Origin of the sequence: Janthinobacterium sp. SUN118 (genome assembly GCF_030397695.1) — a bacterium.
Lineage (GTDB): Bacteria > Pseudomonadota > Gammaproteobacteria > Burkholderiales > Burkholderiaceae_D > Janthinobacterium.
Genome location: NZ_JAPUBV010000001.1, coordinates 2,002,801 through 2,019,415 on the forward strand (window position 1 = coordinate 2,002,801; position 16,615 = coordinate 2,019,415).

Below are 16,615 nucleotides of genomic sequence, written 5' to 3' on the forward strand. Positions count from 1 at the left end.
CGTGCCGGATTTTCCCGCAATTCTACCGTTTCCTGGCGCCGTCCCGCATGCGCGCGCGGACGGCCGCCGCTTGATGCCGACGTTCCCGCTTTCCCGCTTGCCGGCCAGGGTTACCTGCGCCCGCTTTTTTTACACATCGACACTACAAAGGAAAACTATCGTGCCTATGCCTGATACCCGTCCAACTGCGCGCATGGAGGCTGCATGAGCCATCTGCGCATCATCCACGACAATGCCGCCGACCGGGCCGCGCTGGCGGCGTCCAGCCAGAGCGGCGCGCTGGGCCCGGCAAACCTGCTGACGGAAGACCGCGCCCAGGTGCTGCGCTCGCTTGGCACCGCGCTGAGCATCAGCGCCATCTGGCCGACGCCGGAGCTCGGCGGCTGTGTCGCGTTGCCGTTTTGCAACTTGACGCCCCTGGCCAGGATACGGGTGCGCGGCTATGCGCAGCCCGGCGACAGCGTCCCGCTGTTCGATACGGGCGCGGTGGCGGCGTGCGACTACGCACCGCTGGGCTTGTGGGACTGGGGCGCCTTGCCGCTGGGCGTGAATGCCTTCTCATATGGCGGCGGCACCTATGCGCGCGTCTGGTTTCCCATCACCAGTTTCCGGGTCCTGCTGATCGACTTGAGCGACCCGGAGAATCCGGCCGGCTTCCTGGAGGCGGCGCGCCTGGTGGTCGGCAGCTACTGGAGTCCGCAGAACAACGCCGCGTACGGCGCCGGACTGGCCCTCGTCGACACCAGCACGCAGTACCGCACGGCCGCCGGCCAGCAAAACGTGGAACTGGGAGCGCAGTACCGCAAGCTGACTCTGCCGTTGTCGAACATGACGGCGATGGACCGCGCCGGCCTGTGGCGCATCGTGCGCGGCAGCGGCCTGTCGCGGCCTCTTTTTGCCAGCCTGTTTCCCGACGACGAGGACCCTGAACTGGAACAGGCGCACCAGGTCTACGGGCGGCTGGCCAACCTGGCCGCCATCGCCACGCCGTCCTTTCAAACCTATGCCACCACCATCGACATCGAGGAAATCTGATGACTGACTTTTTTTACCACCGACAGAAGGACCTGGTCTGCCAGCTGATTTATGCACGCTGGGCCGACCTGGCCTCCATCGCCAATCAATACCATCAGGCATATGCCGCGAAACTTGAAATCGAGGAACTGTAATGAATGACGCTTTTTACCACGGTCAGAAAGACTTGATCCGACAGCTGAACCAGCTGGCTCTGGCGAAAGATATCATTGATATACCGCAAAACGCAGCCGCAGCGGCCGCGAGTGCTGCCGCAGCGGCTGCGTCGGCAGTGGCTGCGGAACTGTCGGATGAGACTGCGGAAACCTCGGCATCGGCCGCTGCGGCATCCTTCAAATCGCTGGATGCGCGCTATCTTGGCGCCAAGGCGCTGCCTCCCACCGTAGACAGCAATGGTGGGGCGCTGCTGACCGGTGCCATCTATTGGGATACGCTGATGAACGGCGGCTGCCTGCGCGTGTTTCAGGCCGGCGCCTGGGTGACGATTCCGACCAACGTGGCCTCGCAAATCAGCAGCACGCCAGTGGGCGGGATCGCTGCGGCGAATGTGCAGGCGGCGCTGGCCGAGCTGGACAGCAAAAAAGCGGTGCGCGCGACGACGCTGGCAGCTTATGGCATTACGGATGCGCTGCCGGCCACCTACGTTCCGGTCTGGTCGAGCATTGCTGGTCGACCGGCGTTTGCAGCGGTGGCCACGTCAGGCAAAAAGGCCGATGTCGGTTTGGGTAGCGTCGACAATACCCCGGATGCAGAAAAGCCAGTAAGTGCCGCGCAAAAAGCAGAGCTGGATTTGAAAGCGCCCAAAAGCAATCCTTTATTCACGGGATCAGTGCAGGCAACCGTCGGGTATCTGATCGGCACCGGTGGGCATGGCCTGTATTCGCCGGTAGCAGGCACGCTGTCGATGATTACGAATGCAGTTGAGCGATTCCGTGTCACGGATGCCGGGGCGATGACGTTCAGCAATTTAGTTTATGCCGAGATAAGTTCCCCTAAGCTGACGGTCACTTCAGGGGGAACAACTGAAATTATTTCGAAGGGGCAAAATGGCTACGGTGTGTTCTCGGCGAAGGCCTCGGGCCTGAACCCCTCGATATGGGATTCGTATAACGACTATGGCCTGTGCGGGCGTATGTTAAGCAACAATAGTGCCGTGGATTCCACGTTCTTGTTTCAGCTGCGAAAAGGTGGCGTGTTAAGCGATATCGTCGCCATGAATCCGCAACAGTTGTACCCCACGTCAGATAACGTGCTGTCCCTTGGCGCATCTGCAACCAGGTACACCACGGTATATGCCGCAACAGGCGCCATCAACACATCCGACGCCAGGATGAAGACAGCTATCCGTGCAATGACAGACGGTGAGATCAGCGCGGCGGAGGCCGTCGCTGCAAGCATCGGTACTTATAAGTGGTTGGAATCGATCCAGGCAAAAGGGGCGGATGCGCGTCGGCACATCGGCGCCACGGTGCAGGGCATCATTGCCATCATGGAACAGCATGGACTTGATCCCTTCGAATACGGCTTCATCTGTTTCGACCAGTGGGAAGAGGAGCTGGGTTATCGGGCGGCTGTGCCAGCTCAGCCGGCTCATGTCGACGCCGCTGGGAATGTCGTTGTACCCGCCGCGGAGGCCGTGGAGGCCTCGCAAGTGGTAATCAGGGAGGCTGGTAGTCTGTATTCCCTGCGCAACGATCAACTCAACTTGTTCATTGCCCGTGGCCTCGTGGCTCGTATCGCCAGAACAGAGGCGCGTCATGAGGCCCTGGAACTGCGCCTTGCTGCTCTTGAGGCCGTGTAGCCCATATCGCTCATCCTCACTTCAAACCCGCTTCGGCGGGTTTTTAGTTCCCTGGTGCGGGCAGTGCCAAATTGACTGTAAAACTGTGCTAGTACGCGCGGCGCTTTTCCGGTGGGTGCTGCCGGCATGTCGCTGGCGCAGTACCGGACTGCCGTGGGGCGCGTGATCGCCGTCGACGTTGACGGCCGTGTCTGCATCATGGTCAAGGCCGGTTGGCCGCCATCGAGGCCAGCCGCGCTGCACGCATGTAGCGTGGCTGGCACCGCTTATTCATGCATAGGGAGAAAGGATGGCGAGGACGCAAACGCAGTCTTCGCTGGCGCTGCCTTTCTTGCCCATGCCATCATTTCCCTCGGCGGCGGCGGCAGGCTGGCGGCCGGGTGCAACGGCTTGGGCCTGCCGACGGCTGGCGATGGCCTGGCATCCGTGGCTGGCTGGTATCCGACCGATAGCCGTATTGACTACGTGATACCTGGGCGCCAATCCGGGGCGGCGGCAGGACACGGCCCGCGACCCGACAGTGGAAACTGCTCAGGGTATCTTGGGGAGCGGCGGCTGGCTGGCCAGGTGCGCCGTCGTGTGGATCACGCGTCGGCCAGCAAATTCTTCGGCAGGGCGACCGACACCAGCTTCCAGCGCCACAGGCCGTCGCGCGCCAGGGTCAGTTCGCCGATGTGGCTCTTGCTGTGGGAGCGCTGCACGACGACGCTGTCCCAGGACGTGTAGTGCAGCTTGTATTCGGGCTTGTTCTTGCGCTTGCGGCCGCTGATGTCGCTGACCTTGGCGATGGGATGTTCGTAGCGGTCGTTGAGCTTCATCAAGGCGACTATGCCTTCGGGCATCAACATGGTGTCGAGCAGCGGGTCGATGACGTCCGGGTCGATGTCGTCGGCCACTTCCGGCGCGGAAAACAGGGTGTGCAATTGGCTTCCCAGGCTGCCGCGCAGCTGGTCCAGGTCGATATGCGCGGCCAGCGCCTGCGTATCCTCATCCATGGTGGCTTCACGGATCTGGTTCATGGTGAAGTACGGGCTGCCATAGAAGACGCCGGCCAGCGCGACCAGTGCCACTAGGGCGAGAAGCAACATTCTTTTCATCGTGCAATCTCTCGGATGCCTGGCGACCCGGTGCGCCTGAAGTGTTGGCATTCTACATAATATTTCTCAAAATCAATATAGAGGTTTAGGTAATTGTTGTTCTAGATCAATATTTCTTTACATGAGCTCTGGCGGCAGGGTGATATCCGCCAGCCGCCAGTCCCAGATGCCATGGCGCCGCAGCAGGAACTGGCTGGCGGCGGGGCCGGCGCCGGCGCGCCGCAGCACCACTTCGTTCCACGAGCGGTAAGCCATGCCGAAGTCGTGGCGCTTGCCATCGGCGCCGTGCTTGCCGTGCAGGATCAGGACCGTGATGCCGGGCGGCGAGACGATGGTGTCGAGCATCTCTTTCAAGTCTTCCTCGCTGGCCGTTTCGCCGGCCGCACGCAGCTGGCGCGCCACGCTGGCGCGCACGGCGGGCAGGTCGGCGTGCTGCGCCAGGGTGTCCAGGCGCACGGATTTGGCCGCGATGCTGATGCGGTACATGGCGATGTAGGGGCTGACCCAGGTGAAGCCGATGGCGGCAACGGCAAAAATGATCGCGGTGGCGTACTTTCTTTTCATGGTCTGTGTCTTCGGATGAGCTGTGCCGCCGTGATTTTACCCGGCCAGGGCCGGCGGATGGTGTAGCATTCGTGCCGGCGCGGACCATCGCGCCGCCAGCTGTATTATTGAGGACAACCATGAATATCACTATCAATCAGGTGCTGCAGTCGTATATCGACCCGCTCACCGCCAGCGAATACGCGGCGCTCGAGCGCAGCCTGCTGGCCGAAGGCTGCCGCGACGCGCTGGTGCTGTGGAACGACGTGCTGATCGACGGGCATAACCGCTACGCCATCTGCCGCCAGCACGGCATCGAATTCAAGACCATCCAGAACACCAGTTTTACCTCGCTCGACGACGTCATGCTGTGGATGATCGACAATCACCTGGCGCGCCGCAGCGTGTCGGATTTCCAGCGCGGCGTGCTGGCCTTGCGCAAGAAGGAGATCGTCGCCGCGCGCAGCCCGGCGCCCGTCAGCGCAGCCGACGCGCCCGATGGCGAAAACGCGCCCAAGCCGGCCATGAGCACGCGCGAAGAGGTGGCCAAGGCGGCGCGCCTGAGCAGCAACCAGATCAGCCAGATCGAAAAGATCCAGAAGGCGGCCTCGCCGGAGCTGGTGGAAGCCGTCCGTTCGGGCACGATTTCCATCAATGCGGCGGCCACCGTGGCGTCCTTGCCGCCGGAAGAGCAGGTGGCGGCCGTCGCCGGCGGCAAGAAGCTGTTGCGCCAGGCGGCCAAGGAAATCCGCGAACAGCGCGCCGCCACGCGCACGCCGCGCGAACCGAAAGTCCACGTGCCGCAGGACACGCCGGAAACGGGCAACGAACCATGGGCCGAGAACGCGGCGCAGGCGCCGTCCGAAACGGAGCGCCTGCGCGCCGAGATCGCCAGCCTGAAACAGCGGGTGGCGCAACTGCAGGCGGACAACGTGGAGCTGAACCAGCGCATAGCCGCCCTGATCGACGCATCGTAGGGCACCCGCTCAAACCGCGCACGTCGCGCCGTGCGGCGTGCCATGCTCACCGGCCCGGCACCGCCGTATCCAGTACGGTGGCGCTTCCTGGCCACCAGGGCGCGCCGGGCCGCACTGCCGCCCGCGACGGTTTTGTCAGGTGCCGTGACTGTATTTCTGGAGCCGTACATGCTACATCGCAGTGATTTTTTCGCCGCCATCGCCTGCGGCATCGTCGCCAGCGCCCCCGCGCTGGCCGCGCCCGCTGCCTCCGCTGCCGTTCCTGCCGCCGAGATGGTCCGCTGGCAGGCGCAGGCTGCCAACGTCAGCATCGCGCGCGACACGTGGGGCATTCCCCATGTGACGGGCAAGAGCGATGCGGACGCCGTCTTCGGCCTGATGTATGCGCAGGCCGAGGATGATTTCCCGCGCGTGGAACTCAATTACATCAACGCCATGGGACGCCTGGCGGAAGTCGAGGGCGAGCAGGAACTGTACCGCGACCTGCGCATGAAGCTTTTCATCGATCCGCAGGAGCTGCAGGCGCAGTACCGCGCCAGCCCGCCGTGGCTGCAAAAGCTGATGCAGGCGTTCGCCGATGGCCTGAATTTTTACCTGGCCACGCATCCGCACGTGAAACCAAAGTTGATCACGCATTTCGAGCCGTGGATGGTCTTGAGTTTCAGCGAAGGCAGCATCGGCGGCGATATCGAATCCGTCAGCCTGGCGCAGCTCGAAGCATTCTATGGCCAGCAGGCCAGGCCCGCCGCCCTGGCGCTGGCCAGCCTGGAATCCGGCATGGACCCCGAGCCGAGCGGCTCGAACGGCTTTGCCATCGCGCCCGCCATCACGCGCAATGGCCATGCGCTCCTGATGATCAACCCGCACACCTCGTTCTACTTCCGCCCCGAAGTGCAAATGACCAGCGGCGAAGGTCTGAACGCGTATGGCGCCGTCACCTGGGGCCAGTTCTTCGTCTACCAGGGCTTCAATGAACGCGTGGGCTGGATGCACACGTCCGGCGGCGGCGACGTCATCGACGAATACCTGGAAAGCATCGTCGACAGGGATGGCGCGTGGCACTACCGCTACGACGGCGCGCTGCGTCCCTTGAAGGCCGTGCCCATCACCTTGCCCTATAAGCTGGCCGGCGGCGGCATGGGCAGCAAGACCATGACGGTCTACTACAGCCACCACGGCCCCATCGTGCGCGCGCAGGACGGTAAATGGGTGGCCGTGCGCCTGATGAACGAACCCTTGAAGGCGCTCACGCAGTCGTACGCGCGCACCAAGGCGCGCGACTATGCGGCGTTCTACAAGACGATGGAATTGCGCACGAATTCGTCGAACAACACCGTGTATGCGGATGCGGACGGCAATATCGCTTATTTCCACGGCAATTTCATCCCCGTGCGCGACCCGCGCTTCAACTGGAAGCAGCCCGTCGACGGCAGCGACCCGGCCACCGAGTGGCAGGGCTTGCACACGGTGGCGCAAACCATCACCCTGTTCAACCCGAAGAATGGCTGGATACAGAACACGAATAACTGGCCGTATTCGGCGGCCGGGGCCAGCAGCCCGCGCCAGCAGGACTACCCCGCCTACATGTCCGTGTATGGCGAAAACGCGCGCGGCCTGCATGCGGTGAAGGTCTTCCGGAATAGGACGGGTTTTACCCTCGACAGCCTGATCGCCGCCTCCTACGACAGCGAACTGACGGCGTTCGAAGCGCTGCTGCCGCCGCTGTTTGCCGCCTGGGATGCGCTGCCGGAGCATGTCCCGCAAAAGCTGGCGCTGGCGCAAAAGATCGCGCTGCTGCGGGCCTGGGACTGGCGCTATGCGCTGGACTCCACGCCCACCTCATTGGCCGTGTTCTGGGGCCAGGAGCTGGCGGAGCTGACGGGGAAACAGGCGCGCGAGCAGGGCGTGCCCGTGGTCAACTTCATGGCGACGGACAAGGTCACGGCGGCGCAGCGCCTGGCCGCGCTGGCGACGGCGGCCGACAAACTGCAGCGCGACTTCGGCAACTGGCAAACGCCGTGGGGCGAGATCAACCGCTTCCAGCGCCTGACGGGCGACGTGGTGCAGCCGTTCGACGATGCGAAGCCCAGCTTGCCCGTACCCTACGCCTCGGGCAACTGGGGCGCGCTGGCCGCGTATGGCCAGAGCAGCAAGAGCACGACGCGCAGGATTTACGGCGAACGCGGCAACAGCTTCGTGGCGGCCGTGGAATTCGGCCCACGCATCAGGGCGAAAAGCATACTCGCCGGCGGCCAGAGCGGCGACCCGGCATCGCCGCACTTCAGCGACCAGGCGGCCATGTACGCGCGCGGCGAATTCAAGGACGTGCTGTTTTATCCCGAAGACGTGACCCGGCACCTGGAGCGCAGGTACCGGCCGGGGGAGTGACGTTTGCTGTTCATGGCAACAATGTGTCGGATTACGCTTCGCTAATCCGACCTACGGTATCGCCTGGCATGTAGGTCGGATTAGCGGCGGCACGCCGCGTAATCCGACACTGCTCACTTAAATCGCGTCCAGCGCCGTGCGCAGGTCGTGGCGCAGGTCCTCGATGTCCTCGATGCCCGCCGAGAGGCGGATCAAGCCGTCGCCGATGCCCAGCCTGGCCCGCTGCTCGGGCGGAATGCTGGCATGCGTCATCAGGGCGGGGTGCTCGATCAGGCTTTCCACGCCGCCCAGGCTTTCGGCCAGGGCAAACACTTCGCAGCGCTCGAGGAAGCGGCGCGCGCCCGCCAGGTCCGTATCGAGGTCGATCGAGATGATGCCGCCGAAACCATCCATCTGGCGCCGCGCCAGCGCGTGCTGCGGGTGCGACTCCAGCCCCGGATAAAACACGGTGCGCACTTCCTTCTGCTGTTCCAGCCACTGCGCCAGCGCCAGGGCGCTCTGGCAATGGCGCTGCATGCGGATGGCCAGGGTTTTCACGCCGCGCAGGGCGAGGAAGCTGTCGAACGGCCCCGCGATCGCGCCCACGGAATTTTGCAAGAAGCCCAGCTGCTCGCGCCATTCCGCCTGGCGTTCTTCCGCGCCGACGATGGCGATGCCGCCGATGATGTCCGAGTGGCCGTTCAAATACTTGGTAGTCGAGTGCACGACGATGTCGAAGCCGTGTTCCAGCGGGCGCTGCACGAGCGGGCTGGCAAACGTATTGTCGGCCACGGCGATGATGCCCCGTTCGCGGCAGATGTCGGCGATCGCGCGCAGGTCGGCCAGTTTCAGCATCGGGTTGGTCGGCGTTTCGACCCACACCATCTTCGTTTCGGGACGCAGCGCGGCCAGCAGGTTTTCCGGCTTCGTCAAGTCCACGTAGCTAAAGTCATGGCCGGCCGAGCGGCGGCGCACGCGCTCGAACAATCGATAGGTGCCGCCGTACATGTCGTCGCCGGCGACGATATGGCTGCCCGCGTCCAGCAATTCCAGCACGGACGAGATGGCGGCCAGGCCCGAGGCGAATGCGAAGGCGGCGCTGCCGCCTTCGAGGTCGGCGACGCAGCGCTCGAGCGCCCAGCGCGTGGGATTGTGCGAGCGGCCGTAATCGAGGCCCTTGTGCACGCCGGGGCTGTCCTGCACGAAGGTGGAGGTGGCGTAAATGGGCGGCATGATGGCGCCCGTCGACGGGTCGGGCGACTGGCCGGCGTGGATGACGCGCGTGGCGAGATGGCTCTTGCGGGGTGTTTGCTGGCTCAAGATAGTGTCCTGCGTAAGTGGTTGAGAAGGTCGAAGCGGGTGATCAGGCCATAGAATGCGGCATCGTCGGCGACGACGGCCGTCAGGCCCCGGTCCAGGGTGGCGCGCAGGGCGGGCAGGCCGCTAGACGGCGCCAGGGTTTCGATCTGCGTCGTCATGGTGGCGCCCACGAGGCCCGCGAAATGCGCGGCGTCGCCGGAGACGTGCAGCAGCAGGTCCGATTCGTCGATGATGCCCACCAGCTGGCCCGCCTCGATGACGGGCAGCTGCGCCAGGTCGCTCGAGCGCATGCGGTTGAAAGCCGTCAGCAGGGTGTCGCCCGGCGCCACGCTGACGACGTCGCCTTCGTCGTAGCGGCGCCCGATCAGGTCGCGCAAGTCGCCCGAGCGCGCCCGCTGCAGCAGGCCCTGGTCGCGCATCCAGCCGTCGTTGTAGACTTTCGACAGGTAGCGCGTGCCCGTGTCGCAGACAAAGGTGACGACGCGCTTCGGGCTCGTCTGTTCGCGGCAGTACTTGAGGGCGGCGGCCAGCAGGGTGCCGGTGGACGAGCCGCCTAAAATGCCTTCGGCGCGCAGGAGGGCGCGCGCGCTGTCGAAGCTTTCCTGGTCCGTGATCGTATAGGCCTTCGTCACGCTGTCCATGTCGGCGATCGATGGAATGAAGTCTTCGCCGATGCCTTCCACGGCCCACGAGCCGCTCGTGTCGCTGACCTTGCCCGTGTCGATGTATTCGGTGAGGATGGAGCCTTGCGGGTCGGCCAGCACGAATTCCAGCTTCGGCTGCGCCTTGCGGAAGTAGCGCGTCAGGCCCGTCAGGGTGCCGGACGAGCCGACGCCGACGACGATGGCGTCCACGTCATGCCCGCTCTGCTCCCAGATTTCCGGGCCCGTCGTCGTTTCGTGCGCCAGCGGATTGGCCGGATTGTTGAACTGGTCGGCGAAGAAGGCGCCCGGCAGTTCGCGCGCCAGGCGCGCCGCGTAATCCTGGTAGTACTCGGGATGGCCCTTGCCCACGTCCGAGCGCGTGGTATGCACTTCGGCGACCAGCGCCTTCAGATGCAGCACTTTTTCCGTCGACATCTTGTCGGGCACGACTAAAATCACGCGGTAACCCTTGATGCGTCCGACGAGGGCCAGGCCGATGCCCGTATTGCCGGCCGTCGCTTCGACGATGATGCCGCCCGGCTGCAGGCGGCCGTCGGCTTCGGCCGCCTCGATGATGGACAGGCCGATGCGGTCCTTGATGGAGCCGCCGGGATTTTGCGATTCCAGTTTCAGGAACAGCTGGCACAGGCCCGTGTCGAGCCTGGTCACTTCGACCAGCGGGGTATTGCCGATCAGCTTGTATAACGCTGGCGGCTGGGGTGGGGATGGCATTCGATCATTCATGGTGGCTCCTGTCAGCGAAACAGCCGCTCCGGATTGTGTCCCGAGCCGCCTTCCGTGCAAAAGGGCGGAGTGTAGGCGCGGGACGGGGTGCTGCGAACGAATGTTTATCTGCTTGCATATGCGGCTTTCGCATATGGGCAGCGGCTTTCACCATGCGAGTATGCGCCGTTTTTTTGCGCCATGCAGCGCTGACGGCGCATGTATTAAGCTGCCGCAAGCTTGCCATTGCGATTTATAATCACGCCTCGAAAAGATACTAAATAGTATTGAAATTACTCAGACAGGGCAGGCGGCAGTGGCAAAACTTTATTTCCGGTATTCCGCGATGAACGCGGGCAAGTCGACGGCCTTGTTGCAAGTCGCACACAACTATGAAGAGCAGGGCCAGCAGGTGCGCCTGTACACGGCCGCCATCGACAGCCGCTACGGCGTGGGCCGCGTCACGTCACGCCTGGGACCGCAGCGCCAGGTCGATATTTTCCATGCCGACACGAATTTCCTCGACGATATCCCGCAAGTGGCTTGCCTGCTGGTTGACGAAGCGCAATTTCTCAGCACGGCGCAAGTGCAACAACTGCACCAGCTGGCGCAAGTGAAGGGCGTCCCCGTCATCTGCTATGGCTTGCGCACGGATTTCAAGGGCGCACCGTTCCCCGGCTCGGCCTATCTGCTGGCGCTGGCCGACGATATCGAGGAGCTCAAGAATATTTGTACCTGCGGCAAGAAAGCCACGATGAACATCCGCGTGGACGAGCAGGGCCGCCGCATCAAGGAAGGCGAGCAGATCAGTATTGGCGGCAACGAAGCGTACCGCCAGGCGTGCGGGCGCTGTTTCTACGCGTAAGTTTCTACTCGCACACTTACTCGGCCACGGGCAATCCCACGTCGGCGTCGTCCGATAGCGCCAGGTCGCCGCGCTCGAAGGCGGCCAGGATGTCGTTGGCGCGCGCCAGGTCTTTTTCGCGCACCAGCACGCGCGCGCCGCCGATGGCGGGCGCCAGCAGCAGGTTGGCCTGCATGTGCTGGTCATCCGTGAGGATGACGTCGATGCCGGCCGCTTCCAGGCAACCGCGGATGACGTGCGCATCCGTGGGGATCATCAGCCGGGCAATCAAAACATAGTCGTTGTGCATCGCGTCTCCTGGTGCATGGATACTGCATCTTAGCACCAGGCGGCTGCGGGCCGCCGCTTACAGCTTGAACACGCCCACCACCTGCGTCAGGTCCTGCGCCTGTTCCTGCAGCGCTTCCGCGGCCGCGGCCGCTTCTTCCACGAGGGCCGCGTTCTGCTGGGTCACCTGGTCCATCTGGGCGATCGCCTGGTTGACCTGCTCGATGCCGCTGCGCTGTTCTTCGCTCGCCTGCGCGATGTCGGCCATGATGGCGCTGACCTTGCGCACGCTGGCCACCACGGTATCCATGGTGGCGCTGGCCTGATTTACTTGCGTGTGGCCCAGGTCCACCGTGCTGGCGGAGGCCTGGATCAGGTCCTTGATGTCCTTCGCCGCCGCCGCCGAGCGCTGCGCGAGCGTGCGCACTTCCGTGGCCACGACGGCAAAGCCGCGTCCCTGTTCGCCGGCGCGTGCCGCTTCCACGGCCGCGTTCAGGGCCAGGATATTCGTCTGGAAGGCGATGCCGTCGATGACGCCGATGATGTCGGCGATCTTGCCCGATGAGCTGCGGATCGCTTGCATGGTGCTGCTCACCTGCGCCACGGCCGCGCCGCCTTCGGCAGCCAGGCTCGACGATTCGCGCGCCAGGCTGCTCGCCTGTTGCGCGTGCTCCACGTTCTGCTTGACGGTCGAGCTCAGCTCTTCCATCGAGGCGGCCGTTTCTTCCAGCGAACTGGCTTGCTGTTCCGTGCGGCTCGACAGGTCCAGGTTGCCGCTGGCGATCTCGCCCGAGGCCGTGGCGATCTGCCCGGCGCTGCCGCGCACCTTGCCCACCACTTGCGACAGCTTGTCGCTGATGCGGTTCATGGCGCGCAGCAGGCGGCCGATCTCGTCTTCGCTGCGCGTGTGCAGCTGCACCGTCAGGTCGCCGTCGGCGATCTGCGCGGCGGCCGCTTCGGCCTGCGCCAGCGGACGCGAGACGAGCACGCGCACCAGCCAGTACAGCAGCAGGGCGAAGACGAGCAGGGCGATGAAGCCGGCAATGGCCAACTGGTTGCGCAACTGGCGCGCCTCGAGCGTGATTTCGTCCGTGAAGGTGCCGCCGGCGATGATCCACTGCCAATCCTTGAACTGGCGGTAATACAGCTGCTTTTCGCGCGCGCTGGCAGCCGTTTCGCCCGGCGCCGTCCACGTGTAGCGCATGGCGCCATTCTTTTTCGCCAGCATGTCCTGGATGAACGGGCGGCCGTCGCTGGCCTTGAAGTCGAGCGCGCTCTTGCCCTCGCTGTTCGGGTGCAGCACCATATGGCCGTAATTGGCGCCCGGCGCCGTATCGACGATATAGATGTAGCCGGTCTGGCCGATCTTGACCTGGCGAATCTTGTCTTTCAGCATGGCCAAGTTCTTGCTGATGTCGAGGCCGATGAACAGCACGCCCACCACCTTGCCGCCCGCATCGCGCACGGGATCGTACTGGGTGATGTATTGCTTGCCAAACAGGGTAGCCATGCCGATGAAGCGCTGGCCCGCGCGCAGCGGCGCATAGCTGGGGTGGTTATGGTCGAGCTGGGTGCCGATGGCGCGCGTGCCATCCTGTTTCTTCAGCGACGTGCTGATGCGCACGAACTCGTCGCCGTCGGCGGCGAAGATGGTGGCGATGGCGCCGGTCTGCGCCGTATAGCGGTCGACCAGGGCCGTGTCGAGGTTCAGGACCTTGGCGCCATTGCTGAGCGCGGGCGTAGCCTTGCCGGCCACGGCCACCAGGGCGCCCGTGTCGACGGCAAACGGGCCGGGAAACTCGGCCGCGAACAGGCGCGCGAAGCTGGCCGCTTCGTTGACCATGGCTGTATGGAACACTTCGGTGGTGGTCATCACGCTATCGAGTTCGCTGGTGACGGCCGCTTCGGCCCGCTGTTCCAGCACCGTGGACGTGCTGATGCTGATCAATGCCGTCAGGCTGGCCAGGATCAGGCTGACGAGGCAGAACGTGAAGACGGTGATCTTGCCGCCGACGCTCCAATGGCGCGGATGAAGGGAAAATGTTTGCATAAGGATGGTCGTATCAAGTCTTGGGTGGGCTAAGCAGCGCGCACACGCCATGCGCATCGCCGCGGGCAAGCAGGCAATGGGGGAAGGGCAATCTGCGGAAGCTGGTACGGCTGGAAAGGGGCAAGGCTGGGCTGTGGCGATGTCAACAGCCGGTCAAGCAGGGGGTGATGATAGCATGGCGCTTGCGTTTTGTTACTAAGTGTTTCCCGTAAGAATGATTAAATGCGCAGAAAACGTCACCTGGATCAAGAAAGGCAAAGATGGCGTCTTGACTTTTTGGTGATTTGCTGGGTATTTTTTTGCGGTGGCTTGCGTGCCGCTTGCAGGCGGCGGCCTCATCACGGATGTTTCACTTTGTAATTAATGGAACGGGGCCTTTAATCCGCGCTTAAGCTTCCGGGAAGAAACTGATATTCCATGGGAGACTGGTTGTTGGTATCCTGTAGAATAACTCCAGACCAGTCGTGTATTCCCCTTACTGTCTTGCTGGCTGGCGCATGCATATCAGCGCCGCCTGGAATTGATTTAAACTAATTTTCGGAGAAGCCGATGAAGAAGCAAATGATGCTGGTCACCCTGGCGCTTGCCCTGTCAGCCCACGCTGGCGCAGCCCAGACGGACAAGAGCGCCGCTCCTCCGCCCCCCTTGAAGCCGCTGGCACAGCAAACCCAGGCCGCCCTGTGGGCATCGCGCGTCTTGACGCGCGTCCACTACAAGGCCATGCCGCTCGACGACGCCATGTCGGAAAAGATCTTCGACCGCTACTTCAAGTCGCTCGACGCGGAAAAGCTGTTCTTCGTGCAGGCCGACATCGACCGTTTCGCGCCGCTGCGCACCAAGCTCGACGACGCCATCATCAACGAGGACTTGACGGCGCCGTTCGCCATCTACAATCTGTACCAGCAGCGTTTCGACGAGCGCATGGCGTATGCGCGGGAACTGCTGAAAACCAAATTCGACTTCACGGCCGATGAAAGCTACCAGTACGACCGTGAAAAAGCGGCCTGGCCGAAGAACGACGAGGAAGTGCGCGACCTGTGGCGCAAGCGCGTCAAGAACGACTGGCTGCGCCTGAAGCTGGCGGGCAAGGAAGACAAGGCCATCCGCGACACGCTGGACAAGCGCTACGAGAGCTACACCAGCCGCTCGCGCAAGCTCAATAGTGAAGACGTGTTCCAGATCTTCATGAACGCGTATGCGATGTCGATCGAGCCGCATACCAATTACCTGGGCCCGCGTGCCTCGGAAAACTTCGACATCGCCATGCGCTTGTCGCTGGAAGGCATCGGCGCCGTGCTGCAGACGCGCGACGAATACACGGTGGTGCGCGAAGTCGTGCCGGGCAGCCCGGCCGGCCTGTCGGGCAAGCTGAAAGTGGGCGACCGCATCGTCGGCGTGGGGCAGGGCGAAAGCGGCCCCATCACCGAAGTGCTGGGCATGCGCATCGACGACGTCGTGCAGCTGATCCGTGGCGCCAAGGATTCCGTCGTGCGCCTCGACATCCTGCCGGCCGATGCCGGCCCCGACGCCAAGCACGTGGTCTTGCCGCTGGTGCGCAAGAAAATCAGCATGGAAGAGCAGGCGGCGAAGAAATCGATCATCGAAGTGCGCGACAACGGCGTCAAGCGCCGCATCGGCGTCATTGCCCTGCCGACCTTCTACCAGGACTTCGAGGCGCGCCGCCGTGGCGACAAGGACTTCAAGAGCGCCACGCGCGACGTCAACCGCCTGTTGGGCGAGTTGAAAAAGGACAAGGTCGACAACGTCCTGATCGACTTGCGCAACAACGGCGGCGGTTCGCTGAACGAGGCCGTCGAACTGACGGGCCTGTTCATCGACAAGGGCCCCGTCGTGATGCAGCGCAATACCGAAGGCAAGGTCGACGTGGAAAGCGACACCAACGCCGGCCTGGCGTGGGATGGCCCGATGGGCGTGCTGATCAACCGTGGTTCCGCCTCCGCTTCCGAGATTTTCGCCGCCGCCATCCAGGACTACGGCCGTGGCCTCGTCATCGGCGAAGGCAGCTTCGGCAAGGGCACCGTGCAGACCCTGTTCAACCTCGACCGTTTCGGCGGCAGCGAGAAGGCCCGTTTCGGCGAGCTGAAAATGACCATCGCGCAATTTTTCCGCATCAATGGCGGCACCACGCAGTTGCGCGGCGTCACGCCCGACATCAAGCTGCCCGCCATGTCGGACACGGAAAACTTCGGCGAATCGAGCTACGACAATGCCTTGCCGTGGGTGGCCATCAAACCGGCGCAATACATGCCGACGGGCGACCTGAAGGATATCGTGCCGCTGCTGGACAAGAAGCACGAAGCGCGCGTGGCCAAGGACAAGGATTTCCAGTACTTGCAGGATGACATCGCCCTGGTCCTCAAGCAGCGCAAGGAAAACCAGATCTCGCTGAACGAAGCCGTGCGCCGCAAGGAGCGCGATACCCAGGAAGCGCGCGCCAAGGCCCGCGAAAAACGCCTGATCGCGCAAATTTCGAATCCTGCCGACGACCTGGTGGTGATTCCCGATCCGAAGGACGTGCTGAAGGGCGCGAAAGCGGCCAGCAAGACGGCCAAGCAGATCGCCGCCGTGAAGGGCGCCTTGCGCACGGATGATGGCTTGCAGGGCGACGAGCGCGCCCTCAGTGCCGAACTCGACGCCGAGACGGCCGCGAAGAGCGCCAAGGACGTGCTGCTGAACGAATCGGCGCGCATCCTGGCCGATGAAGTGGCGCTGATCAAGGCCGATACGCGCCTGGCTGCGAAAGTCTTGCCATACGGCGCAGGTGCCGATGCCAAGTCGGCGCCGGTGGCGGCCGCCAACGCCAAGTAAGACGGCGCACGCCGCGAAAAGCCGGTTCCTTGCGGAGCCGGCTTTTTTTTCGCCGAAAATGAGCAGTTATATTCCCGGCGTATTTCTATTATTCCAA

The 16,615-nt window shown here is 63.5% G+C and carries 13 protein-coding genes; 7 read left to right on the plus strand and 6 right to left on the minus strand.

Annotation, left to right across the window (positions count from 1 at the left end):
* The first annotated feature begins 204 nt into the window (after positions 1 to 204).
* From O0880_RS09165 to O0880_RS09175, 3 genes are read left to right on the plus strand one after another with little or no spacing between them, the layout of a single operon-like run.
* Positions 205 to 1,035, plus strand: a complete 831-nt coding sequence (locus tag O0880_RS09165) for a hypothetical protein (RefSeq protein ID WP_289886110.1) — start codon at positions 205 to 207, stop codon at positions 1,033 to 1,035.
* Positions 1,035 to 1,169, plus strand: coding sequence for a hypothetical protein (locus O0880_RS09170; RefSeq protein WP_289886111.1), 135 nt, complete (start codon positions 1,035 to 1,037; stop codon positions 1,167 to 1,169). Before O0880_RS09165 ends, O0880_RS09170 begins: the two co-directional genes overlap by 1 nt.
* On the plus strand, positions 1,169 to 2,836 hold the full coding sequence (locus O0880_RS09175; RefSeq protein WP_289886112.1) for a tail fiber domain-containing protein: 1,668 nt from the start codon (positions 1,169 to 1,171) through the stop codon (positions 2,834 to 2,836). Before O0880_RS09170 ends, O0880_RS09175 begins: the two co-directional genes overlap by 1 nt.
* Positions 2,837 to 3,420: 584 nt before the next feature.
* On the opposite strand, the gene O0880_RS09180 is transcribed toward O0880_RS09175, so the two are convergent.
* Both O0880_RS09180 and O0880_RS09185 read right to left on the minus strand, forming a co-directional pair.
* A complete protein-coding gene (locus O0880_RS09180) occupies positions 3,421 to 3,924 on the minus strand; it encodes a DUF2939 domain-containing protein (protein ID WP_198043897.1) in 504 nt (167 codons plus the stop codon).
* 126 nt (positions 3,925 to 4,050) lie between these two features.
* Positions 4,051 to 4,497 carry a DUF2939 domain-containing protein gene (locus tag O0880_RS09185; RefSeq protein WP_289886113.1) on the minus strand — a complete coding sequence of 149 codons (447 nt, stop codon included), beginning with the start codon at positions 4,495 to 4,497 and terminating at the stop codon, positions 4,051 to 4,053.
* 119 nt (positions 4,498 to 4,616) lie between these two features.
* On the opposite strand from O0880_RS09185, the gene O0880_RS09190 reads away from it, so the two are divergent.
* Positions 4,617 to 5,453, plus strand: a complete 837-nt coding sequence (locus O0880_RS09190; protein ID WP_071323131.1) for a hypothetical protein — start codon at positions 4,617 to 4,619, stop codon at positions 5,451 to 5,453.
* 168 nt (positions 5,454 to 5,621) lie between these two features.
* The gene (locus O0880_RS09195; RefSeq protein WP_289886114.1) at positions 5,622 to 7,841 is read left to right on the plus strand and encodes an acylase; all 2,220 of its coding nucleotides are present in this window, start codon (positions 5,622 to 5,624) and stop codon (positions 7,839 to 7,841) included.
* Between the two features lie 117 nt (positions 7,842 to 7,958).
* On the opposite strand, the gene O0880_RS09200 is transcribed toward O0880_RS09195, so the two are convergent.
* Both O0880_RS09200 and O0880_RS09205 read right to left on the minus strand, forming a co-directional pair.
* Positions 7,959 to 9,140: a PLP-dependent aspartate aminotransferase family protein gene (locus O0880_RS09200; protein WP_289886115.1), complete on the minus strand. Its 1,182-nt coding sequence runs from the start codon at positions 9,138 to 9,140 to the stop codon at positions 7,959 to 7,961.
* Entirely contained in the window at positions 9,137 to 10,516 is a 1,380-nt protein-coding gene (locus tag O0880_RS09205; protein WP_289887329.1) for a cystathionine beta-synthase, read from the minus strand. Before O0880_RS09205 ends, O0880_RS09200 begins: the two co-directional genes overlap by 4 nt.
* 307 nt (positions 10,517 to 10,823) lie before the next feature.
* Between O0880_RS09205 and O0880_RS09210 the strand changes: the two genes are divergently transcribed.
* On the plus strand, positions 10,824 to 11,372 hold the full coding sequence (locus O0880_RS09210; protein ID WP_071323135.1) for a thymidine kinase: 549 nt from the start codon (positions 10,824 to 10,826) through the stop codon (positions 11,370 to 11,372).
* Between the two features lie 16 nt (positions 11,373 to 11,388).
* On the opposite strand, the gene O0880_RS09215 is transcribed toward O0880_RS09210, so the two are convergent.
* On the minus strand, positions 11,389 to 11,661 hold the full coding sequence (locus O0880_RS09215) for a DUF2007 domain-containing protein (protein WP_071323136.1): 273 nt from the start codon (positions 11,659 to 11,661) through the stop codon (positions 11,389 to 11,391).
* A gap of 57 nt (positions 11,662 to 11,718) precedes the next feature.
* Positions 11,719 to 13,689 carry a Cache 3/Cache 2 fusion domain-containing protein gene (locus O0880_RS09220; protein ID WP_289886116.1) on the minus strand — a complete coding sequence of 657 codons (1,971 nt, stop codon included), beginning with the start codon at positions 13,687 to 13,689 and terminating at the stop codon, positions 11,719 to 11,721.
* Positions 13,690 to 14,238: 549 nt separating this feature from the next.
* Between O0880_RS09220 and O0880_RS09225 the strand changes: the two genes are divergently transcribed.
* Positions 14,239 to 16,518 carry a carboxy terminal-processing peptidase gene (locus tag O0880_RS09225; RefSeq protein WP_071323138.1) on the plus strand — a complete coding sequence of 760 codons (2,280 nt, stop codon included), beginning with the start codon at positions 14,239 to 14,241 and terminating at the stop codon, positions 16,516 to 16,518.
* Positions 16,519 to 16,615 lie beyond the last annotated feature (97 nt).